Genomic DNA, 16,363 nt, shown 5'->3' on the forward strand with positions numbered 1-16,363 from the left:
TCGCCTGCTTTACTCTTCCAGCATTACCACTTTGCCGATATAAGGCAGATGCCGATAGCGCTGCGCGTAGTCAATGCCGTAGCCGACCACGAATTCGTCAGGAATAGAGAAACCGATATATTCGACATTCACCGCCACTTCACGGCGTGAAGGCTTATCCAGCAGCGTACAGATAGCCAGCGACTTCGGTTCGCGCAGGCTGAGGATTTCCCGCACTTTGCTCAGTGTATTACCGGAATCGATAATATCTTCCACAATCAGCACATCTTTTCCGCGAATATCTTCATCAAGATCTTTCAGAATTTTCACATCACGGCTGCTGGACATGCCGCTGCCGTAGCTGGAGGCGGTCATGAAATCAACTTCATGGGAAACATCGAGAGTACGGCACAGATCCGCCATAAACATAAAGGAGCCGCGCAGCAGGCCTACCAGCACCATGTCGCTGCCGCTGTCGCGGTAATGCTCGGTGATCTGCTGACCCAGTTCGGCGATACGATTGCGAATCTCCGCTTCGGAGATCATAACTTCAACGGTGTGTTTCATAGCTTCAGGCTTCGTCATCTGTCGAAAGCAGCGAAGTCTATCATATTTTGTCGGGCAAATACCCCGGCGCGGTCAGGGTTTGCCGCGGGAAAAAACAGACATACAGACTGCTAAACATCCCAAACGCATTATTTAATTATGCTTTTTGTTTTAAAGTTAGAACGTTAAGTCATTTATCCGCCGATAAGCGGCTGTGATAGCGTAAGCTCAATTTATGACGCCAGTCGGCCTCATCGCCAGGAGAGATTATGTGCGCAGCCCAGACGAAGAAAACCCATATCGGTAACCGCCCGCTACAGCCAGAAACCCAGATGCTGAACTACGGCTACGATCCCGCCTTGTCGGAAGGCGCGGTGAAGCCGCCGGTGTTTCTGACTTCCACGTTTGTTTTCAACAGCGCTGAAGATGGCCGGGATTTTTTTGATTACGTCTCAGGCCGACGCCAGCCGCCTGCGGGCTTATCCGGCGGGCTGGTCTATTCGCGGTTTAATCATCCTAACAGCGAAATTGTTGAAGATCGCCTGGCGGTATATGAACGGGCGGAAAGCAGCGTGTTGTTCTCGTCGGGAATGTCGGCGATTTCCACCACCCTGCTGGCTTTTGTGCGGCCTGGCGACGTTATCCTGCATTCGCAGCCGCTGTATGGCGGCACCGAAACCTTGCTCAGTAAAACCTTTCAGCAGCTTGGCGTAACGGCTATTGGCTTCAGCGACGGGCTGGATGAGGCGAGCGTTCAGCAAGCGGCCGATCGCGCAACGGCGAGCGGTCGCGTGGCGGTGATTTTAATTGAAACACCCGCAAACCCCACCAACAGCCTGGTGGATATCGCCCTGATTCGCCGCGTGGCAGAGAAGATCGCGGCGAAGCAGGGATCGCGTCCGATTATCGCCTGTGACAATACGCTGCTCGGCCCGCTGTTTCAGCGCCCGCTGGAACACGGCGCGGATATTTCGCTTTATTCGCTGACAAAATATGTTGGCGGCCACTCCGATCTGATTGCTGGTGCGGCAATGGGCAGTAAGGCGCTGATGACTCAGGTGCGCGCGTTGCGCAGCGCGATTGGCACCCAGCTGGATCCCCACTCCAGCTGGATGCTGGGTCGCTCGCTGGAAACGCTGTCGTTGCGCATGGAGAAGGCCAACAGCAATGCCGCTGCGGTGGCCGATTTTTTACGCGCTCAGCAGAAAGTCGAGAAGCTGCACTATCTCTCATTTCTGGCGGCGGATTCTGCTGCCGGTAAGACGTTTCAGGCGCAGAGCAGCGGCGCAGGTTCGACCTTTTCGTTTGATATACGCGGTGGTCAGCAGGCCGCCTTCCGTTTCCTTAATGCGCTACAGCTGTTTAAGCTGGCGGTGAGCCTGGGCGGCACCGAATCGCTTGCCAGCCATCCCGGCAGCACCACCCATTCCGGTGTACCTGCTGAGGTGCGGCAGCGTTTCGGCATCGGCGAGGCGACTATTCGCTTGTCGATTGGCATTGAGAACTGCGACGATTTAATTGAGGATCTGCGGCTGGCGCTGGAACAGGCGTAAACCTACGGCAATGACCAACAATCAGGGCGGCGTTCGCTATGAATCCGCCCTTTTTACCACTGAAGGCTACGTTCAACCGGTTAAAAATGCGTAATGGGAGGCAAACTCAGTCTGGATGTAGAGCTACCGACGGGTAAGAGAATTGCATTTAACATCTAAGGGTTAATTCACAGCCGCATTTATTGCGGCGCTTCCCCTGTGCAACATAGCCAATTTTTAATGTCGGTTTATTCACACAGACGCAGGGTGCAGTGATAAGTACCGTAACCTGTCAACGTTTTAACTTTTTGAGCGCGGTTTTTATCAGCCAGTAAAAAACTAGCGCATAAACGCCAACAACAATAATCAGCGAAAGGAACGTAACCGGATCTGAATCTGGTTCGTAGATATCAGCTTGATAGCGGCTGAACAGTTGATGGGAATGGTCAATGATCCAGGTCGTAAGCGAGTAAAGCGGCATGCCGTAGCAAGATAAAAGGAAAGCCACAAGAAAACAGATCGCCAGGCCCACGGCTTTTTTAACGTATTTTGCAGTTTGCAAAGTTGTACTCCCCCTGCACGTCGACATAACCATACGCCATCAATCCGTTGCGTGAGCCAGGCACGCGAATTTTATGTGCCTTGATTAACACATTTCTTACGGTATAAAAATCGGGGCGCTGAACGAATGTTATGCATCCCTGGCTTTCACCTGATCCGTCAGGTCGCAGGGGATGCAAGCGGAAACCGCCACGGGCGACGCCGTTTATAAAAATAGAATCAGTCATTGTCTGCGCATTGAATAGCGCGAACCATTCCGAATGATTTGACCCATTTCTTAAATCAATAATCACTCCTCTAACCCGATTCGCTATGCTTCCTTCGGGACGTGGCACAATCCAATAACGGCCGACCGGAATAGCACTATTAGGCAGGAACGCACAGTTCGGATCGTTGGTATAGGGTTTTTGACCCGAAAAGACCGGAAACGTCCCTACTCCATAAACATGCAACTTTGCCTCGCCGCCGCCCTTTGTCAGATCGTTATACGTCATCCTCATGATTTGCATAACATACTCCTTTATGTTGTAAGCAGGCCAATGTACTACGCCTGCACATAAAAAAGCCGGGCTGTATGCTTAATACCTGTTTTCCAGCTGCGACATGTTAAAAGCGCAACGCTCAGCCGTTGCGCCCTTTGTAAGCCAGAACAGCCATTATTCGACGGTAAAGCCAAGCATCATGCCGGTATCTTCATGTTCCAACAGATGACAGTGCGCCATATAAGCGTGCTGTGCGCTGGCCTGATGGTTAAAGCGCACCAGCACTTCGCTGCGCCAGCCTTCCACATGCACCGTATCTTTCCATCCCTGACGATGCGCGGCAGGCGGTTTGCCGTTTTCTGACAGAATACGAAACTGCGTGCCATGGATATGGAAAGGATGCAGCATCGCATCGCCTTCGCCGGAAATGGTCCATTTCTCCAGCTGGCCCCGCTTCACAGCAAACATTGGCTTATTCATATCAAAAGCAAGGCCGTTAATTTTGTTACCGTTGTGAAAATCATAGCTGGAAGCGCGCTGCTGTGGCATATCCGCCATATCATGATCGTGACCGGCGGGCATCTGCTGATGCGCCATCGCCTGATGGTGTCCCGCTGAAGCGGATTGCTGCGCCATACCATGCCCTTTCATCTCATGCCCGGCCATCGCCTGCTTGCCGTAGCGCTGTTGCAGCGCCTGCATACCCAGCATGTCCAGTTGAGGATCCATCATCAGCTGCAGCCAGCGCCCCGGCAGATTATCACTGGCGGGCAGTGGCGGCAGCGTCGCGAGCGTATCCGGCAGCGAGCCGCTGGCCATCACCCGCAGCGGCAAAATATGCAGCAGCGGCAACGGCGCATCAAACGGCGCCAGCATCATCCCCATCTGCTTAACCGGCAGCGTTTCCAGATCGAAGGCTTTGCCGTCGCTGGCATCCACCAGCACTTCAAAACGTTCGCCCGGCAGCAGCATCAGCGACTCGACCTGTACCGGCTCCGCCAACAGGCCACCATCGCTGGCGATAACGTACAGCGCGCGTTTATCGCTGGTCGCCAGATGCAGCGTACGGGCGTTGCAGCCGTTTAGCAGCCGCAAACGTAGCCAACCGCGCGGCACCGCCTGCTGCGGATAAGGCACGCCGTTGGTTAACATCAGATTGCCAAACCAGCCGACGGCGGCGCGCATCACATCCAGTTGATAATCGATGCCGGTGCCCGCTGCCGTAAGCTGTTTGTCCTGAAGAATAAGCGGAATATCATCCACGCCCCACTGCTTTGGCAGCAGCAGCTTTTCCGACTCGTCATCGCGTAACACTACCAGCCCGGCCAGCCCCTGCGCCACCTGATAACCGGTTTTGCCATGCTGATGCGGATGGAACCAGCAGGTTGCCGCAGGCTGGTCAGGGGTAATAGATACAGTACGCTGGCCGCCGGGCGCGATGATCGCCTGTGGCCCGCCGTCTACGTCGCCCGGTACTTCCAGCCCGTGCCAGTGAACCGTTGTCGCCTGCGGCAGGCGATTTTCCAGCTGCACCTTGAGCGTTTTACCGCGCGTCATCTCAATCGCGGGCCCCAGCAGCGCCCCGTTATAGCCCCAGGTATTAACCGCCTTGCCATGCCAGTGACTGGTGCCGGTTTGGGCGTTCAGACGCACCGCGCCATGAATATCGGGCTTTAACAGATCGGGGATCGGCAGCGCCGGGCGGTCAGCGGCCAGCGCGCGGCTTTGCCAGAAGGGGAAAAACCCTGCGGCGCTCAGCGCGGCGGTAAATTTAAGAAAGTCGCGGCGTTGCATGATGGCGTCCTTTATCGCAATAAGGTTGCTATCCTAAACCTTGCCCCAACGGCAAAGTCAAGTTAAGGATGAGGATAGAACCATGTGAAGCGCAGGCTGCTAACGCAGTTTGACTAAACTTGAAACCTAATTATTTAGGGTATAGCTGTCTTAAAACCTCATCTCTACTTTTATCGAAAATCGATATTATTGCATCACTGCCGTTATGAATGAGATATTTTTCTTTTGCCTGTTCAAACCGTTCATCGCCTGAAAAATATAAAATCATCAGGTAATCCAGATTATTAACACCTTTCTTTTCAGCGGCAGAGAGCGCGTTTTTATAACATAGTGCATCATGCTGGCGGACTCTATCCTTTAGCATACACTCCTGGAGCAACAAGGCAGACTCAGGTCTTTCTCTGGTAAACGGCTCCAGTACATCTATTGCTTTTTTATAATGACCGCTTGAGGCAAGGATTTGGGTATATATTCTAATAACGTTTTCATTTGATTTATTTTTCTTTGCCAAAGCGGCAATTTCCTCCAGCGCCTGTTTTTGTTCCTGATTATCGGCAAGCGCATACTTACGCATTAAATCGGACGCTTCTTTGGTTGGCGCATCAACATAATCCGCCGCGCCATACGTGGGCATGGCTGCAAACAAGAAAATGATCATCAGGATTATGGCTCGTTGCGTACGCATCTCTGATTTTACCTTTGAAATGGTGTCAGGCTTATCAATCTTTTCATACTTGGCGGCATGGGAGGAACCGTTCCTGTATGGCCTGAGTCATAAAAGTACCCTGCTTCAACTTCTAAAGATGGTGTAAACCAGGTTGTAATGGGTAAGAAAAAAGAAGTGGCTCCTATGACTATATCATCTATACCTGTCGCCCAAACATCCCCTTTTGCCCTCTCTAAGACATAGGTTTTATTATCAAACGAGGTCCTTACCTTACACCAGAATAAAAGTTTTCCCGAGCCAGCGGCTTTAGCTGCATTGCTCCTACCTGTTGCTGCAACATAGACATGTTTACCGCTTTCCATATTTTCATCTTTTATAACCAGATGAATAGAATAGCTCGCATGCAGCCCAACCCCCTCTATCCTTAAATCTGCTAATTGAGAATAATAGAAGCTTTTAATAGCCATACTAATCTCCTCCTTTATCAAAGATATTTTTTATAGCGAAAAGGCGGCACAGCAGAGTTAAATTTTTATGCATATTACAGATTATGCGTCACGGTACAGATTGGCTAGTTATCAACTCAAAAGCCTTGGGTCTGTGAGCTTCTCTGGAAGATACATTTATCGCTATCAGACATGGCTCAATTTACTCTTTTATGTTTAACGCACTTTGCCTGTCCGAAACATCTCATTTTATCTTTTAATAGCCAACTTATGATTAAACTATTTTTTTCATTTGATACGTCACAAGTCTCGCCCCTGGCCAGTTTGATAATGCATCTACTGCTTGCTCCAGGCATCAACCGGCAACAGCCATACGGCAAAAATGACGATTTTTAACACAAACGGCAACAAAGCGTAAAAATGGCCTGAAGCGCGCTGATAACTGTGCTAACGTCAGGTTATTGCAATTTTTAGAGAATGATTATGACGAAGGGCATCAAAGTCCTGTTGCTGTCGGGGCTTCTTGGCTTCTCATCCACCAGCTTTGCGCTTAGCGAATCAGAAGCGGAAGATCTGGCCGATCTGACCGCGGTATTTGTTTATCTAAAAAACGACTGCGGCTATCAGGATCTGCCTGATGCGCAAATCCGCAAGGCGCTGGTTTTCTTTGCCCAGCAGAACCGTTGGGATCTGACCAACTACGGCAGCTACAACATGAAACTGTTGGGAGAAGAGAGCTATCGCGATTTGAGCGGGATTGCTGTCTCTAACGATAAGAAATGTAAGTCCCTGGCGCGTGATTCACTCAGCCTGCTGGCTTACGTTAAATAATCCCCTGTTCGCGCGCCTGCTGCTAATTTGACCGTGCAACCCCCATCAGAGTTAGCTATGATGTTCCGCCCAATTTTCATGGCTATTCTGAGGAGAGTCCCACCATGGCCCAAAATGAAATTTGGTATGAAACGCTTCATGCCGGCTTCGGTCAATATTTCACGCAAGACAAGGTGCTCTATCGTGAAAAAACCGAGCACCAGGATCTCATTATCTTCGAAAATGCGGCTTTCGGTCGCGTCATGGCGCTGGATGGCGTAGTACAGACCACCGAGCGCGATGAATTCATCTATCACGAAATGTTAACGCACGTTCCGCTGCTGGCTCACGGCAACGCCAAAAAGGTGTTGATTATCGGCGGCGGCGATGGCGGCATGCTGCGTGAAGTCAGCCGCCACGCCGGGCTGGAACAGATCACGATGGTGGAAATCGACGCAGGCGTGGTCGAGTTTTGCCGCCAGTATCTACCCAACCACAGCGCTGGTGCCTATGACGATCCGCGCTTCCGTCTGGTGATTGACGATGGAGTCAATTTCGTTACGCAAACCAACGAAAAGTTTGATGTGATCATCTCAGACTGCACCGATCCGGTGGGGCCAGGCGAAAGCCTGTTTACCTCCGAATTTTACCAGGGCTGTAAGCGCTGCCTTAATGAAAATGGCATCTTTGTCGCGCAGAATGGCGTCAGCTTTCTGCAACAGGATGAAGCAGTCACCAGCTATCGCAAACTGGGTCACTATTTCAGCGATGTCACATTTTATCAGGCGGCGGTGCCCACCTATTACGGCGGCATTATGACTTTCGCCTGGGCAAGCGATAACCCGGCGCTGCGTCAGCTTGATACCGCTACGCTGCAGGCGCGCTTTGCGTCAGCAGGCCTGAACTGCCGTTACTATAATCCGGCAATTCATACCGGCAGCTTTGCTCTGCCGCAATATCTGTTGAATGCGCTGTCGGCACCGATCGGGCATTTATAAGGGGGTGAACTAAATTGCAAAAGCTGAAACTACATGGCTTCAACAACCTGACGAAAAGCCTGAGTTTTTGTATCTACGACATTTGCTATGCGAACAGTGAGGCTGAACGCGATGGCTATATTGCTTATATTGATGAGCAATACAACGCTAATCGCCTGACTGAAATCCTGACCGAAACCTGTTCAATTATCGGCGCTAACGTGCTGAATATTGCGCGTCAGGATTATGAACCGCAGGGCGCCAGCGTCACCATTCTGGTGAGCGAAGAGCCGATCGATCCGAAGGATATTGATAATTCGGAACATCCTGGCCCGCTGCCGGGCTCGGTGGTGGCGCACCTGGATAAAAGTCATATTTGCGTACATACCTACCCGGAAAGCCATCCTGAAGGCGGATTATGCACCTTCCGCGCCGATATCGAAGTCTCGACCTGCGGCGTTATCTCACCGCTGAAGGCGCTGAATTACCTTATCCACCAGCTGGAATCGGATATCGTGACCGTTGACTATCGCGTGCGCGGTTTTACCCGTGACGTTAACGGCCTGAAGCACTTTATCGATCATGAGATCAACTCAATACAGAACTTTATGTCGGAAGATATGAAAGCGATGTATGACATGGTAGATGTGAACGTCTATCAGGAAAATATCTTTCACACCAAGATGTTGCTGAAAGAATTCGATCTCAAACATTACTTGTTCAACACCCGACCGGAAGAGTTAAGCCCGCAGGAACATAAGCGGATTACCGATCTGTTGTGGAAAGAGATGCGTGAAATCTATTATGGCCGCAATATTCCCTCTCTTGGCCTGAAAACGCAGTAAAGCCCGCGCGTTACCGGGGCGGCGCAGCCGCCCCGTTTTGCTTATCCCGCCAGCGTTAAGGCAAAGTCTTGTGCCTTAAGCAGCGCTTGATCCTCTTCTGCTAACCGGCCATCGGTGATGACTTCCGTTAACGCCTGCAACGGCGTCACGCAAAACAGTGACCAGGAACCATATTTACTGCTGTCCGCCAGCAGCACGCGTTGACGCGCGTTAAGCAGCAGATCCTGCTTGAGTCCCGCTTTGTCTTCGGTGGGCGTGGTCACGCCTTTTTCCAGGCTCCAGGAGTTGCAGCTGACAAAAGCGATATCCGGATGCAGCGAGCGCAACAGGCGGCGACCGTGTTCACCGATACATGACTGGCTGGAATCATCAATGCGTCCGCCAATAATCGTTACTTCAATTTGCCGGAAACCGGAAAGAAACAGCGCAATATGCAGATCGGCGGTAATCACCCGCAGCGGCAGGTGCGTCAGATGGCGCGCCAGCTCCAGCATGGTGGTGCCCGCATCCAGCACCACCGAATCGCCCGCTTTCACCCGCGCCGCCGCCGCACGCGCAATCGCCTGTTTCTCAGCCAGGTTGCGCTGGCTTTTTTCCGTGGTTGTCGGCTGCTCAGGAATAAAACGGTTTAGCGTTACGCCGCCGTGCGTCCGGCTAATGACCCCTTCCCGATCCAGCTTAATCAGATCGCGGCGGATGGTGGCCGGCGAGGCGGAAATGGCCGACACCAGTTGATCAACGGTAACCAGATTATGCCCTTTCAGGTAATCCATAATCTGGTCGAGGCGACTTTGTCCTTTCATCTTTCCCTATGCAAGTTGCATCGCAAGTTGAATCGAGATGGCCATGCTCTCAGACTTCGCTTTACCTGTCCAGGCAATATCAAATGCGGTACCGTGGTCGGCAGACGTGCGGATAAACGGCAGGCCTGCAGTGATATTTACCCCGTCGTAAAAGCCCAGCAGCTTAAGCGGAATATGGCCCTGATCGTGATACATCGCCACCACCATATCGTACTGCCCTTCATAACACTGAAGGTAAACCGTATCCGGCGGACAAGGGCCGCGAGCATCAATCCCTTTTTCCTGCATCGCCTTAATCGCCGGGCCAACAATGTTAATTTCTTCATCGCCAAACAGACCATTTTCTCCGGCGTGCGGATTGACGCCCGCCACCGCGATGCGCGGCTGCGCATAGCCAACGCGGCGTAAAAAGGTGTCCGCCATGCCGATCACCGTCTCCACGCGCGGTTGATTCAGCGTATCGAGAAATTTACGCAGCGCGATATGCGTGGTGACGTGAATCACTTTCAGCCGATCGGTATAAAGCACCATCGCGTAATCTTTGCTTTGGGTCAGCTGCGCCAGCAATTCGGTATGACCAGGATAGAGATGACCGGCCGAATGCAGCGCCTCTTTATTTAACGGCGCGGTGGCAATGGCATGGACGTCGCCCGCCAGCGCCAGTTCCGCGGCGCGCTTCACACAGCGGTACGCTAAATCGCCCGCCTGCGCCTGAACCTTACCGGGCGCCAGCGCCTGTGCATCGGCCAGCGGCTCATCCAGCACGTTAATGGTGCCGGGCGTGAAATGCGCCTGCGCCACCGAGGTAATCTCTTTCAGCTCCATTTGCGGGAGGTTGCCCTGCGCCATCACGCGTTTTAACGTCTCCAGACAGCCGATCACCACGGCTGGCGCGCCGTTTAACTCCCCTTCCGCAAGCGCTTTGACAATAATTTCCGGGCCAATACCGGCCGGATCGCCCATGGTTACCGCGATGGTTTTAGTGGTCACAGTACATCTCCTCAATAAACGAGAGCGCATCACAAAGCGTACTCTCAGAACCGAAACCGCCGGCTTTGGTAATCACCGGCAAATCATCCAGCTCGCTGTTAATAAAACAGCCGCATGGGATACAGGGCGCGACCTCTTGTTGAATGCGATAGCCCTGCGCGCCCAGCGCCTGAGCAACCGCAATGGCGATATCACCGCCGGTCAAAAACAATCCACCGATACGCGTTTTGTCGAGAATCGCCAGCGTCAGCTCACCCAGCCGCTGGCTCAGACGCTCGCCCAACTGCGCGCGGCTGAGCTGCGTACGCTGACAAAGCTTTTCGATTTGATAGCGATCCGCTTCGCTACGGCTGGTGCGTAAAATGCAGTGCTGCCCCCGATCGAGCACGGCGCAGGCTTGCTCAATCAATTGGTGGTTATAAACCTCCTTTTCACCGTCCAGCAGTTGATCAACATCGATATCGACAGCTTCGGCCCGCTGGCTGCTGAGCGCCAGCGCAACCTGTGCGCGCGTGACCTCGCTCATCGAACCGGCGAGCACCAAAACGGGCAGCGCCTGACGCGCTTTCAGATAAAGGGAGGTCGGCAAGGCGCTTGCCAACCCCGCCGCGCCTACCAGTAATGGCAGGTCCGGCTGTGCCAGCGCCGCATCGGCAATTAATGACAAATCATGCTCGGTAACAGCATCGGCTATCACCATCACCGGCGCCTGACGGGCATATTCAGCGAGTAAGCGCTGCAATGCTCCGGCGCGGATCTGCGCCAAAGGAACCTCGATAATCGGCAGTGTGCTTTGCTGCTCAAGGAGGGTTTTTATGCGTGAAGAAACGATCGGCGTGCGCGGATCGCTGGCGAATTCGGTTTGTGCCAACGGCACCTGATGCACCAAACACTCGCCGTTAAGCGTGCTGCGGCCAGCGCTGGGAATCGCTGCCGCTATCAACGCCAGCCCTTTACCGCTGGCGCGTAGCGCGGCTTCGATTTCCGCGCCCACGTTACCGCGAAAGGTAGAATCGATTTTTTTATACAGGATTGGCATATCAGCCAACTGGCGCCAGGACGATAGCGCCTCGGTTACCGCACGCGCCGCCTCGTGAGCAGCGCTGGCGCGACTTTCGGTATTGATCACCAGCACGTCAGCGCGGCGGGAGGACATTTGTCCAGTGGTCAGCATAACGTCAGTGCGCGCCCCCTTTTTCGCCAGTTGAACCCCGGTATCATTAGCGCCGGTAAAATCATCGGCGATGACGATCATTTTCATACATTCTCCTTGCGGGCTGGCTGTAGCCTGCCGTTACGCTTCGCGACCCATGAAGTGAGTAAGGGCGTCAGGATCGCTGTGGTAATCACTGAGGCGGCAATGAGCGGCGCGGCGGCGGCGGCCACCTCAGACAGCGCGGGATCGGCCTGCGCAATCGCCAGCGGCGTAGCGACCGCATTGCCCGCGGTACTGGACGCTGCCGCACCGGCGATGCCGGATCCACCAACCAGGCGATCGGCGCGGATATTAAAAAAGCCGCCAACCAGCGTGGTTAACGCGCCTAATACGATGCCCGCCACGCCGCCCTGTAATAACATTTCCAGGTTAATGCCCGCGCCCAGGGCAAAAGCGAAAAACGGAATCAACAGCGGCCCGCCTTTGGTCAGAAAATCGCGCATTTCGGCATCAAGGTTGCCCAGCAACATGCCCACCACCAGCGGCACCAGAATGGCAACCAGCGCCATCAGCGGGATAGTCGCCATTCCGGCCGCGCCCAACGCAATCATGGTAAAAAACGGGCCGTCATTCAGCGACAGCACTGAAATCGCACCGACATCGCGCTCGTTGCCAAACTCCCCCACCAGCGCGGCATACAGCCCGCCGTTGGAGTTGCTCATAGCAGAAATAATCGCTACCCCGCTCAGGCCCCAGATGCCGCCTGCGCCGAACAGATACTCCACGCCAAGGCCCATCGCCATCGCGATAACCAGCTTGGTTAAGGTGATCGTGCCGCCCTGAAGCAGCGCACGCGGCGCGGCCTGAAAACTGATGCCCGCTCCCATGCACAGCAAAAAGGCACCGATCAACGCTGCTGCGCCATTTTTAAATAAAGCGGTAGTGAAGCCGCCGATTTCCAGCGCCTCAGGGGAAAAGGTATTCAGACATGCGCCAATAACCAGCGGCACCACCATCATCCCGCCCGGAATTTTTTCGAATGTATGTTTGATCTTCATCTCTTTCCCCATGGTAAAAAGGTTCCTGCGCTGCATAATGATTATATTCAATCATGATTGATTAAATGTGAGCAAACTCAAATTAATCACATGCGATTTCCCCTATAAAATTGGGCACCAGTGCTTTTTTTGAATAAATAAAATCATTACGCAGCTTCTGCGGGGGGAAATACGAGACCTTATGAACATCAACAGCACTCTCATCAGCGGCTTTCAGGCGCTTAACGACATCGGTTATCTGATAAAAAACCAGCGCAGCCTGCTGCTGGTGACCGATAAAAATATCCGCGCCATTCCTGCGGTGGCGGCGCTGACGGAACAGCTACAGCGCCAGGCGGAGAGCCTGATCGTTCTGGATAATGTTCCGCCGGAGCCGAGCCAGCATGACGTCGCCGCACAGCTGCAAAGCCTGAACGGACGTCAGGTAGAAATGGTGATCGGAATTGGCGGGGGCAGCGTACTGGATGTCGCCAAGCTGCTCTCGGTGCTGTGTCTGCCAGATGCACCGACGCTGAATCAGCTGCTGGCGGGCGAGAAGCCCACCGCGCGCCTGCCTTCGCTGCTGATCCCGACCACGGCGGGCACCGGATCGGAGGCTACGCCAAACGCGATTCTGGCGATCCCGGAGCAGCAGACCAAGGTAGGGATCATTTCACCGGTGATGCTGCCCGATTACGTCGCGCTGGTGCCGGAGCTGACCACCAGCATGCCGCCGCATATCGCCTCCTCTACCGGCATCGACGCGCTGTGCCATTTGATTGAATGCTTTACCGCGACCGTCGCCAATCCAGTGAGCGATAACTATGCGCTGATTGGCCTGAAAAAATTGTTTGCCAGCCTGGAAGCCAGTGTCGCCGAGCCGCACAACCTGCAAGCGCGCCTCGATATGCTGTGGGCCTCTTATTATGGCGGCGCGGCGATTGCCCATGCCGGAACGCACCTGGTACACGCCCTCTCCTATCCGCTCGGCGGCAAATATCACCTGCCGCACGGCGTCGCTAACGCCATCCTGCTTGCGCCCTGTATGCGTGCGGTACGTCCGGCGGCGGTGGGTAAATTCGCTCAGGCGTATGACTTATTGCCCGATGCCGATCGCCGCCTGAACGAGGAAGAAAAATCTCACGCGCTGGTGGACTATTTCGCCGCGCTGGTGCGCCGCCTGAAGCTTCCCGCCAGCCTTGATGAGCTGGGGATCAATGCCGATCAGCTCCCGCAGCTGGTGGAATCGGCGCTGGATGTCCAACGGTTAATTAAAAATGTCCCGACTCAGGTCAGCGCCAGGATGGTGCGGGATATTTATCTGACGCTCTTTCCCACCCAACAGGCCTGAATAACGAGGTAATCATGAAACAGAAAATTGAAGGCGTGCTGACTGCGATTGTCACCACCTTTGATGCCGCAGGCGCTTTTAAACCCACGGCACAGCGCCAGCAGGTACGCCGTCAGCTGCAGGCAGGCAACGGTATTTTTTGTGGCGGCACCAACGGCGAATTCTTTGTGCTGAATGAGCAAGAGAAGCTGGCGGTGACGCAAACCTGTGTCGATGAGACTGCGGGTCGGGCGCCGGTCGTGGCGCATATTGGCGAGATCGCCACACGAGAAACCATCCGCCTGGGCAAGCAGGTGGCGCAGCTGGGTGTGGATGCCGTTTCGGCGATCACGCCCTGGTTTGTGCCGCTTAAACAGGAGGAGCTGATCGGACATTACCTTCGCGTGGCGGACGCGCTCGAGGTGCCGCTGTTCTTGTATAACATTCCGGCGCGCACCGGCAATACGCTCCAGCCGGAAACGGTACGTACGCTGGCCGCGCATCCCAATATCATCGGCATCAAAGACAGCGCCGGTAGCTACGAGAGCCTGCAAGGTTTTCTTCAGGCCGCGCAGGGCGCAGAAAACTTCACCGTGTTGAACGGGCCAGATTCACTGATTCATCGCGGCCTCGTGGAAGGCTGCTCCGCCTGCATTTCGGGCCTGGCCAACGTCGCGCCGCAAGCGATCAATGCCATCTGGCGCACTTACCAGGCGGGCGATCTTGCCGCATCACAACTCGCCCAGGAAAACGTCACCGGTCTGCGTACCGATTTGTACAGCGTTGCCTTCTCTCCCGCCGCGGTGAAAAAAGCGCTGGCGCTAATGGGACAGGATGTCGGCGAAAGCCGCTATGCGGTGCAGTTCAGCGCCGCAGACGAACAGCGCATCCGACAGATTGTGAATCAGTATCTGCAATAACAAAAACAATATCTCCGCCTGATTACGTGAAAAAGAGGGGGTTAGCCCCCGGGTTCATTACGTCTGAGAGAGGCCATAATGAAAGAATTTACCACTACCGATACGCTGATCATTATTGGAATAGTGATCGCGTATATCTTATTTACCACCTGGATGACCTGGCGGCTGCGCAGTAAAAGCAGCGGCGACTTTATGGAAGGCTCGCGCGCGATGCCAGCGTTTATCGTCGGCGTGATGCTGATGTCAGAATATATCGGCGCAAAATCCACTATCGGCACCGCCCAGGCCGCGTTTGAACACGGCTTTGCCGCTTCCTGGTCGGTGATTGGCGCGGCGATCGGCTTTCCGCTGTTCGGCCTGCTGCTGGTAAAACGTATCTATAACACCGGCAAAATCACGATTTCCGGCGCGATTGCGGAGAAGTACGGCAATTCCACGAAAAATATCATCTCCATTATTATGATTTATGCCCTGCTGCTGGTGAACGTAGGGAACTACGTCAGCGGCGCGGCGGCTATCTCAACCGTACTGAAAGTGAATCTGCCGGTTGCCGCCTTTATCACCGCCATTGTCAGCACCTTTTACTTCGCCTTTGGCGGTATGAAAGGCATGGCCTGGGTAACGCTGCTGCACAGCGGGATAAAATATTTCGGCATCCTGGTGATTCTTGGCGTTGCGCTGCATATGAGCGGCGGTATTTCACCAATGGTGCAGCAAATGCCGGACTTTTACTGGACCTGGGATGGCCATATCGGCGCCAGCACCATTTTTGCCTGGCTGATCGGTACTATCGGCTCGATTTTCTGTACCCAGTTTGTGATTCAGGCGATCTCCTCCACTAAGGATGCCGCCTCGGCGAAGCGCGCCACCTGGATTGCCTTTCTGTTCTGTCTGCCGATAGCGATCGCCATCGCGATTATCGGCGTCGCCGCGAAGTTTTTGCATCCTAATATCGATAGCCTCTATGCCCTGCCGGTTTTCTTACAGGATATGAACCCGTGGCTGGCGGGCATCGTGACCACCTCGCTGGTGGCCTCGATTTTCGTCAGCGTCAGCACCGTGGCGCTGGCCATCGCCTCGCTGATTGTGAAAGATTTCTATGTCCCGCTGCGCAACCCCACGCCGGAGCGCGAGTTTAAAATGACGCGCTGGCTGTCGCTGGCGATTGGCTTTCTGCCGTTGATCTTTGTGCTGTTCGTGCCGGAAGTGCTAAAGCTCTCGTTCTTTACCCGCGCGATTCGCCTGTCGATTTCCGTGGTGGCAATGATGGCCTTTTATCTGCCTTTCTTTAAAAGTGCCCGTGGCGCAAATGCCGGACTGATCGGCGCCTGCGTGGTGACCTCTGTCTGGTATCTGCTGGGCGATCCTTTTGGCATTAACAATATGTACATCGCCCTGATTACCCCGGCGGTGATTATGGTGCTGGATCATCTGATTCCGCAAAAACGTCCGGTGAGCAAAACGAATATGCAAAAGAGTGGAGCCTGA

Annotated in this window: 17 protein-coding genes; 7 read left to right on the top strand and 10 right to left on the bottom strand. The window is 54.0% G+C overall.

Translation table 11 applies throughout. The annotated features are described in order from the left end of the window. Positions 1–9: 9 nt before the first annotated feature. Positions 10–546, bottom strand: a complete 537-nt coding sequence (gene hpt / locus J2X14_RS07965) for a hypoxanthine phosphoribosyltransferase (RefSeq protein ID WP_352410690.1) — start codon at positions 544–546, stop codon at positions 10–12. A 248-nt stretch (positions 547–794) separates the two neighbouring features. Here hpt and J2X14_RS07970 point away from each other — a divergent pair, with 248 nt between their 5' ends. Then, entirely contained in the window at positions 795–2,078 is a 1,284-nt protein-coding gene (locus J2X14_RS07970) for a cystathionine gamma-synthase family protein (RefSeq protein WP_352410691.1), read from the top strand. 271 nt (positions 2,079–2,349) lie between these two features. Here J2X14_RS07970 and J2X14_RS07975 read toward each other — a convergent pair whose 3' ends face one another. The 5 genes from J2X14_RS07975 to J2X14_RS07995 all read right to left on the bottom strand — a co-directional run bounded on the left by J2X14_RS07975 (position 2,350) and on the right by J2X14_RS07995 (position 6,028). Beyond that, complete coding sequence (locus tag J2X14_RS07975) at positions 2,350–2,619, bottom strand: hypothetical protein (protein WP_352410692.1); 270 nt, start codon at positions 2,617–2,619, stop codon at positions 2,350–2,352. Further along, on the bottom strand, positions 2,597–3,127 hold the full coding sequence (locus J2X14_RS07980; protein WP_352410693.1) for a DUF2778 domain-containing protein: 531 nt from the start codon (positions 3,125–3,127) through the stop codon (positions 2,597–2,599). The genes J2X14_RS07975 and J2X14_RS07980 overlap by 23 nt, the downstream gene beginning before the upstream one ends. Before the next feature lie 147 nt (positions 3,128–3,274). Continuing rightward, positions 3,275–4,894: a multicopper oxidase CueO gene (gene cueO, locus J2X14_RS07985; RefSeq protein WP_352410694.1), complete on the bottom strand. Its 1,620-nt coding sequence runs from the start codon at positions 4,892–4,894 to the stop codon at positions 3,275–3,277. A 130-nt stretch (positions 4,895–5,024) separates the two neighbouring features. Next, the gene (locus tag J2X14_RS07990) at positions 5,025–5,579 is read right to left on the bottom strand and encodes a hypothetical protein (RefSeq protein WP_352410695.1); all 555 of its coding nucleotides are present in this window, start codon (positions 5,577–5,579) and stop codon (positions 5,025–5,027) included. A gap of 8 nt (positions 5,580–5,587) precedes the next feature. Further along, positions 5,588–6,028: a hypothetical protein gene (locus tag J2X14_RS07995; protein ID WP_352410696.1), complete on the bottom strand. Its 441-nt coding sequence runs from the start codon at positions 6,026–6,028 to the stop codon at positions 5,588–5,590. Positions 6,029–6,490: 462 nt separating this feature from the next. On the opposite strand from J2X14_RS07995, the gene J2X14_RS08000 reads away from it, so the two are divergent. The 3 genes from J2X14_RS08000 to speD all read left to right on the top strand — a co-directional run bounded on the left by J2X14_RS08000 (position 6,491) and on the right by speD (position 8,639). After that, entirely contained in the window at positions 6,491–6,838 is a 348-nt protein-coding gene (locus J2X14_RS08000; protein ID WP_352410697.1) for a YacC family pilotin-like protein, read from the top strand. Positions 6,839–6,942: 104 nt separating this feature from the next. Continuing rightward, the gene (speE, locus tag J2X14_RS08005; protein ID WP_352410698.1) at positions 6,943–7,815 is read left to right on the top strand and encodes a polyamine aminopropyltransferase; all 873 of its coding nucleotides are present in this window, start codon (positions 6,943–6,945) and stop codon (positions 7,813–7,815) included. Positions 7,816–7,829: 14 nt separating this feature from the next. Further along, a complete protein-coding gene (gene speD, locus J2X14_RS08010; protein ID WP_352410699.1) occupies positions 7,830–8,639 on the top strand; it encodes an adenosylmethionine decarboxylase in 810 nt (269 codons plus the stop codon). A 41-nt stretch (positions 8,640–8,680) separates the two neighbouring features. On the opposite strand, the gene J2X14_RS08015 is transcribed toward speD, so the two are convergent. The 4 genes from J2X14_RS08015 to J2X14_RS08030 are packed head-to-tail and all read right to left on the bottom strand — an operon-like array spanning position 8,681 to position 12,646. Beyond that, positions 8,681–9,442 carry a DeoR/GlpR family DNA-binding transcription regulator gene (locus J2X14_RS08015; protein ID WP_352410700.1) on the bottom strand — a complete coding sequence of 254 codons (762 nt, stop codon included), beginning with the start codon at positions 9,440–9,442 and terminating at the stop codon, positions 8,681–8,683. A gap of 6 nt (positions 9,443–9,448) precedes the next feature. Continuing rightward, positions 9,449–10,462 carry a D-threonate 4-phosphate dehydrogenase gene (locus tag J2X14_RS08020; protein WP_352411071.1) on the bottom strand — a complete coding sequence of 338 codons (1,014 nt, stop codon included), beginning with the start codon at positions 10,460–10,462 and terminating at the stop codon, positions 9,449–9,451. Then, the gene (dtnK, locus tag J2X14_RS08025; RefSeq protein WP_352410701.1) at positions 10,422–11,693 is read right to left on the bottom strand and encodes a D-threonate kinase; all 1,272 of its coding nucleotides are present in this window, start codon (positions 11,691–11,693) and stop codon (positions 10,422–10,424) included. Before dtnK ends, J2X14_RS08020 begins: the two co-directional genes overlap by 41 nt. Then, positions 11,690–12,646: a 2-keto-3-deoxygluconate permease 1 gene (locus tag J2X14_RS08030; RefSeq protein ID WP_352410702.1), complete on the bottom strand. Its 957-nt coding sequence runs from the start codon at positions 12,644–12,646 to the stop codon at positions 11,690–11,692. The genes dtnK and J2X14_RS08030 overlap by 4 nt, the downstream gene beginning before the upstream one ends. A 181-nt stretch (positions 12,647–12,827) precedes the next feature. Between J2X14_RS08030 and J2X14_RS08035 the strand changes: the two genes are divergently transcribed. The 3 genes from J2X14_RS08035 to J2X14_RS08045 all read left to right on the top strand — a co-directional run bounded on the left by J2X14_RS08035 (position 12,828) and on the right by J2X14_RS08045 (position 16,363). Then, on the top strand, positions 12,828–13,976 hold the full coding sequence (locus J2X14_RS08035; protein ID WP_352410703.1) for an iron-containing alcohol dehydrogenase: 1,149 nt from the start codon (positions 12,828–12,830) through the stop codon (positions 13,974–13,976). 14 nt (positions 13,977–13,990) lie between these two features. Beyond that, entirely contained in the window at positions 13,991–14,875 is an 885-nt protein-coding gene (locus J2X14_RS08040; protein ID WP_352410704.1) for a dihydrodipicolinate synthase family protein, read from the top strand. Positions 14,876–14,953: 78 nt separating this feature from the next. Beyond that, positions 14,954–16,363 carry a sodium:solute symporter family protein gene (locus J2X14_RS08045; protein WP_352410705.1) on the top strand — a complete coding sequence of 470 codons (1,410 nt, stop codon included), beginning with the start codon at positions 14,954–14,956 and terminating at the stop codon, positions 16,361–16,363.

This window comes from Mixta sp. BE291, assembly GCF_031457955.1.
Lineage (GTDB): Bacteria > Pseudomonadota > Gammaproteobacteria > Enterobacterales > Enterobacteriaceae > Mixta.

Excerpts from the sequence above, each read along its gene's own strand:
- J2X14_RS08015 (WP_352410700.1), bottom strand. The coding sequence starts at position 9,442 with ATGAAAGGACAAAGTCGCCTCGACCAGATTATGGATTACCTGAAAGGG.
- hpt (WP_352410690.1), bottom strand. The coding sequence starts at position 546 with ATGAAACACACCGTTGAAGTTATGATCTCCGAAGCGGAGATTCGCAAT.
- J2X14_RS08035 (WP_352410703.1), top strand. The coding sequence starts at position 12,828 with ATGAACATCAACAGCACTCTCATCAGCGGCTTTCAGGCGCTTAACGAC.
- J2X14_RS08030 (WP_352410702.1), bottom strand. The coding sequence starts at position 12,646 with ATGAAGATCAAACATACATTCGAAAAAATTCCGGGCGGGATGATGGTG.
- J2X14_RS07970 (WP_352410691.1), top strand. The coding sequence starts at position 795 with ATGTGCGCAGCCCAGACGAAGAAAACCCATATCGGTAACCGCCCGCTA.
- J2X14_RS08045 (WP_352410705.1), top strand. The coding sequence starts at position 14,954 with ATGAAAGAATTTACCACTACCGATACGCTGATCATTATTGGAATAGTG.
- J2X14_RS07995 (WP_352410696.1), bottom strand. The coding sequence starts at position 6,028 with ATGGCTATTAAAAGCTTCTATTATTCTCAATTAGCAGATTTAAGGATA.
- J2X14_RS08020 (WP_352411071.1), bottom strand. The coding sequence starts at position 10,462 with ATGCGCTCTCGTTTATTGAGGAGATGTACTGTGACCACTAAAACCATC.
- J2X14_RS08000 (WP_352410697.1), top strand. The coding sequence starts at position 6,491 with ATGACGAAGGGCATCAAAGTCCTGTTGCTGTCGGGGCTTCTTGGCTTC.
- speE (WP_352410698.1), top strand. The coding sequence starts at position 6,943 with ATGGCCCAAAATGAAATTTGGTATGAAACGCTTCATGCCGGCTTCGGT.
- cueO (WP_352410694.1), bottom strand. The coding sequence starts at position 4,894 with ATGCAACGCCGCGACTTTCTTAAATTTACCGCCGCGCTGAGCGCCGCA.
- J2X14_RS08040 (WP_352410704.1), top strand. The coding sequence starts at position 13,991 with ATGAAACAGAAAATTGAAGGCGTGCTGACTGCGATTGTCACCACCTTT.
- J2X14_RS07980 (WP_352410693.1), bottom strand. The coding sequence starts at position 3,127 with ATGCAAATCATGAGGATGACGTATAACGATCTGACAAAGGGCGGCGGC.
- dtnK (WP_352410701.1), bottom strand. The coding sequence starts at position 11,693 with ATGAAAATGATCGTCATCGCCGATGATTTTACCGGCGCTAATGATACC.
- J2X14_RS07990 (WP_352410695.1), bottom strand. The coding sequence starts at position 5,579 with ATGCGTACGCAACGAGCCATAATCCTGATGATCATTTTCTTGTTTGCA.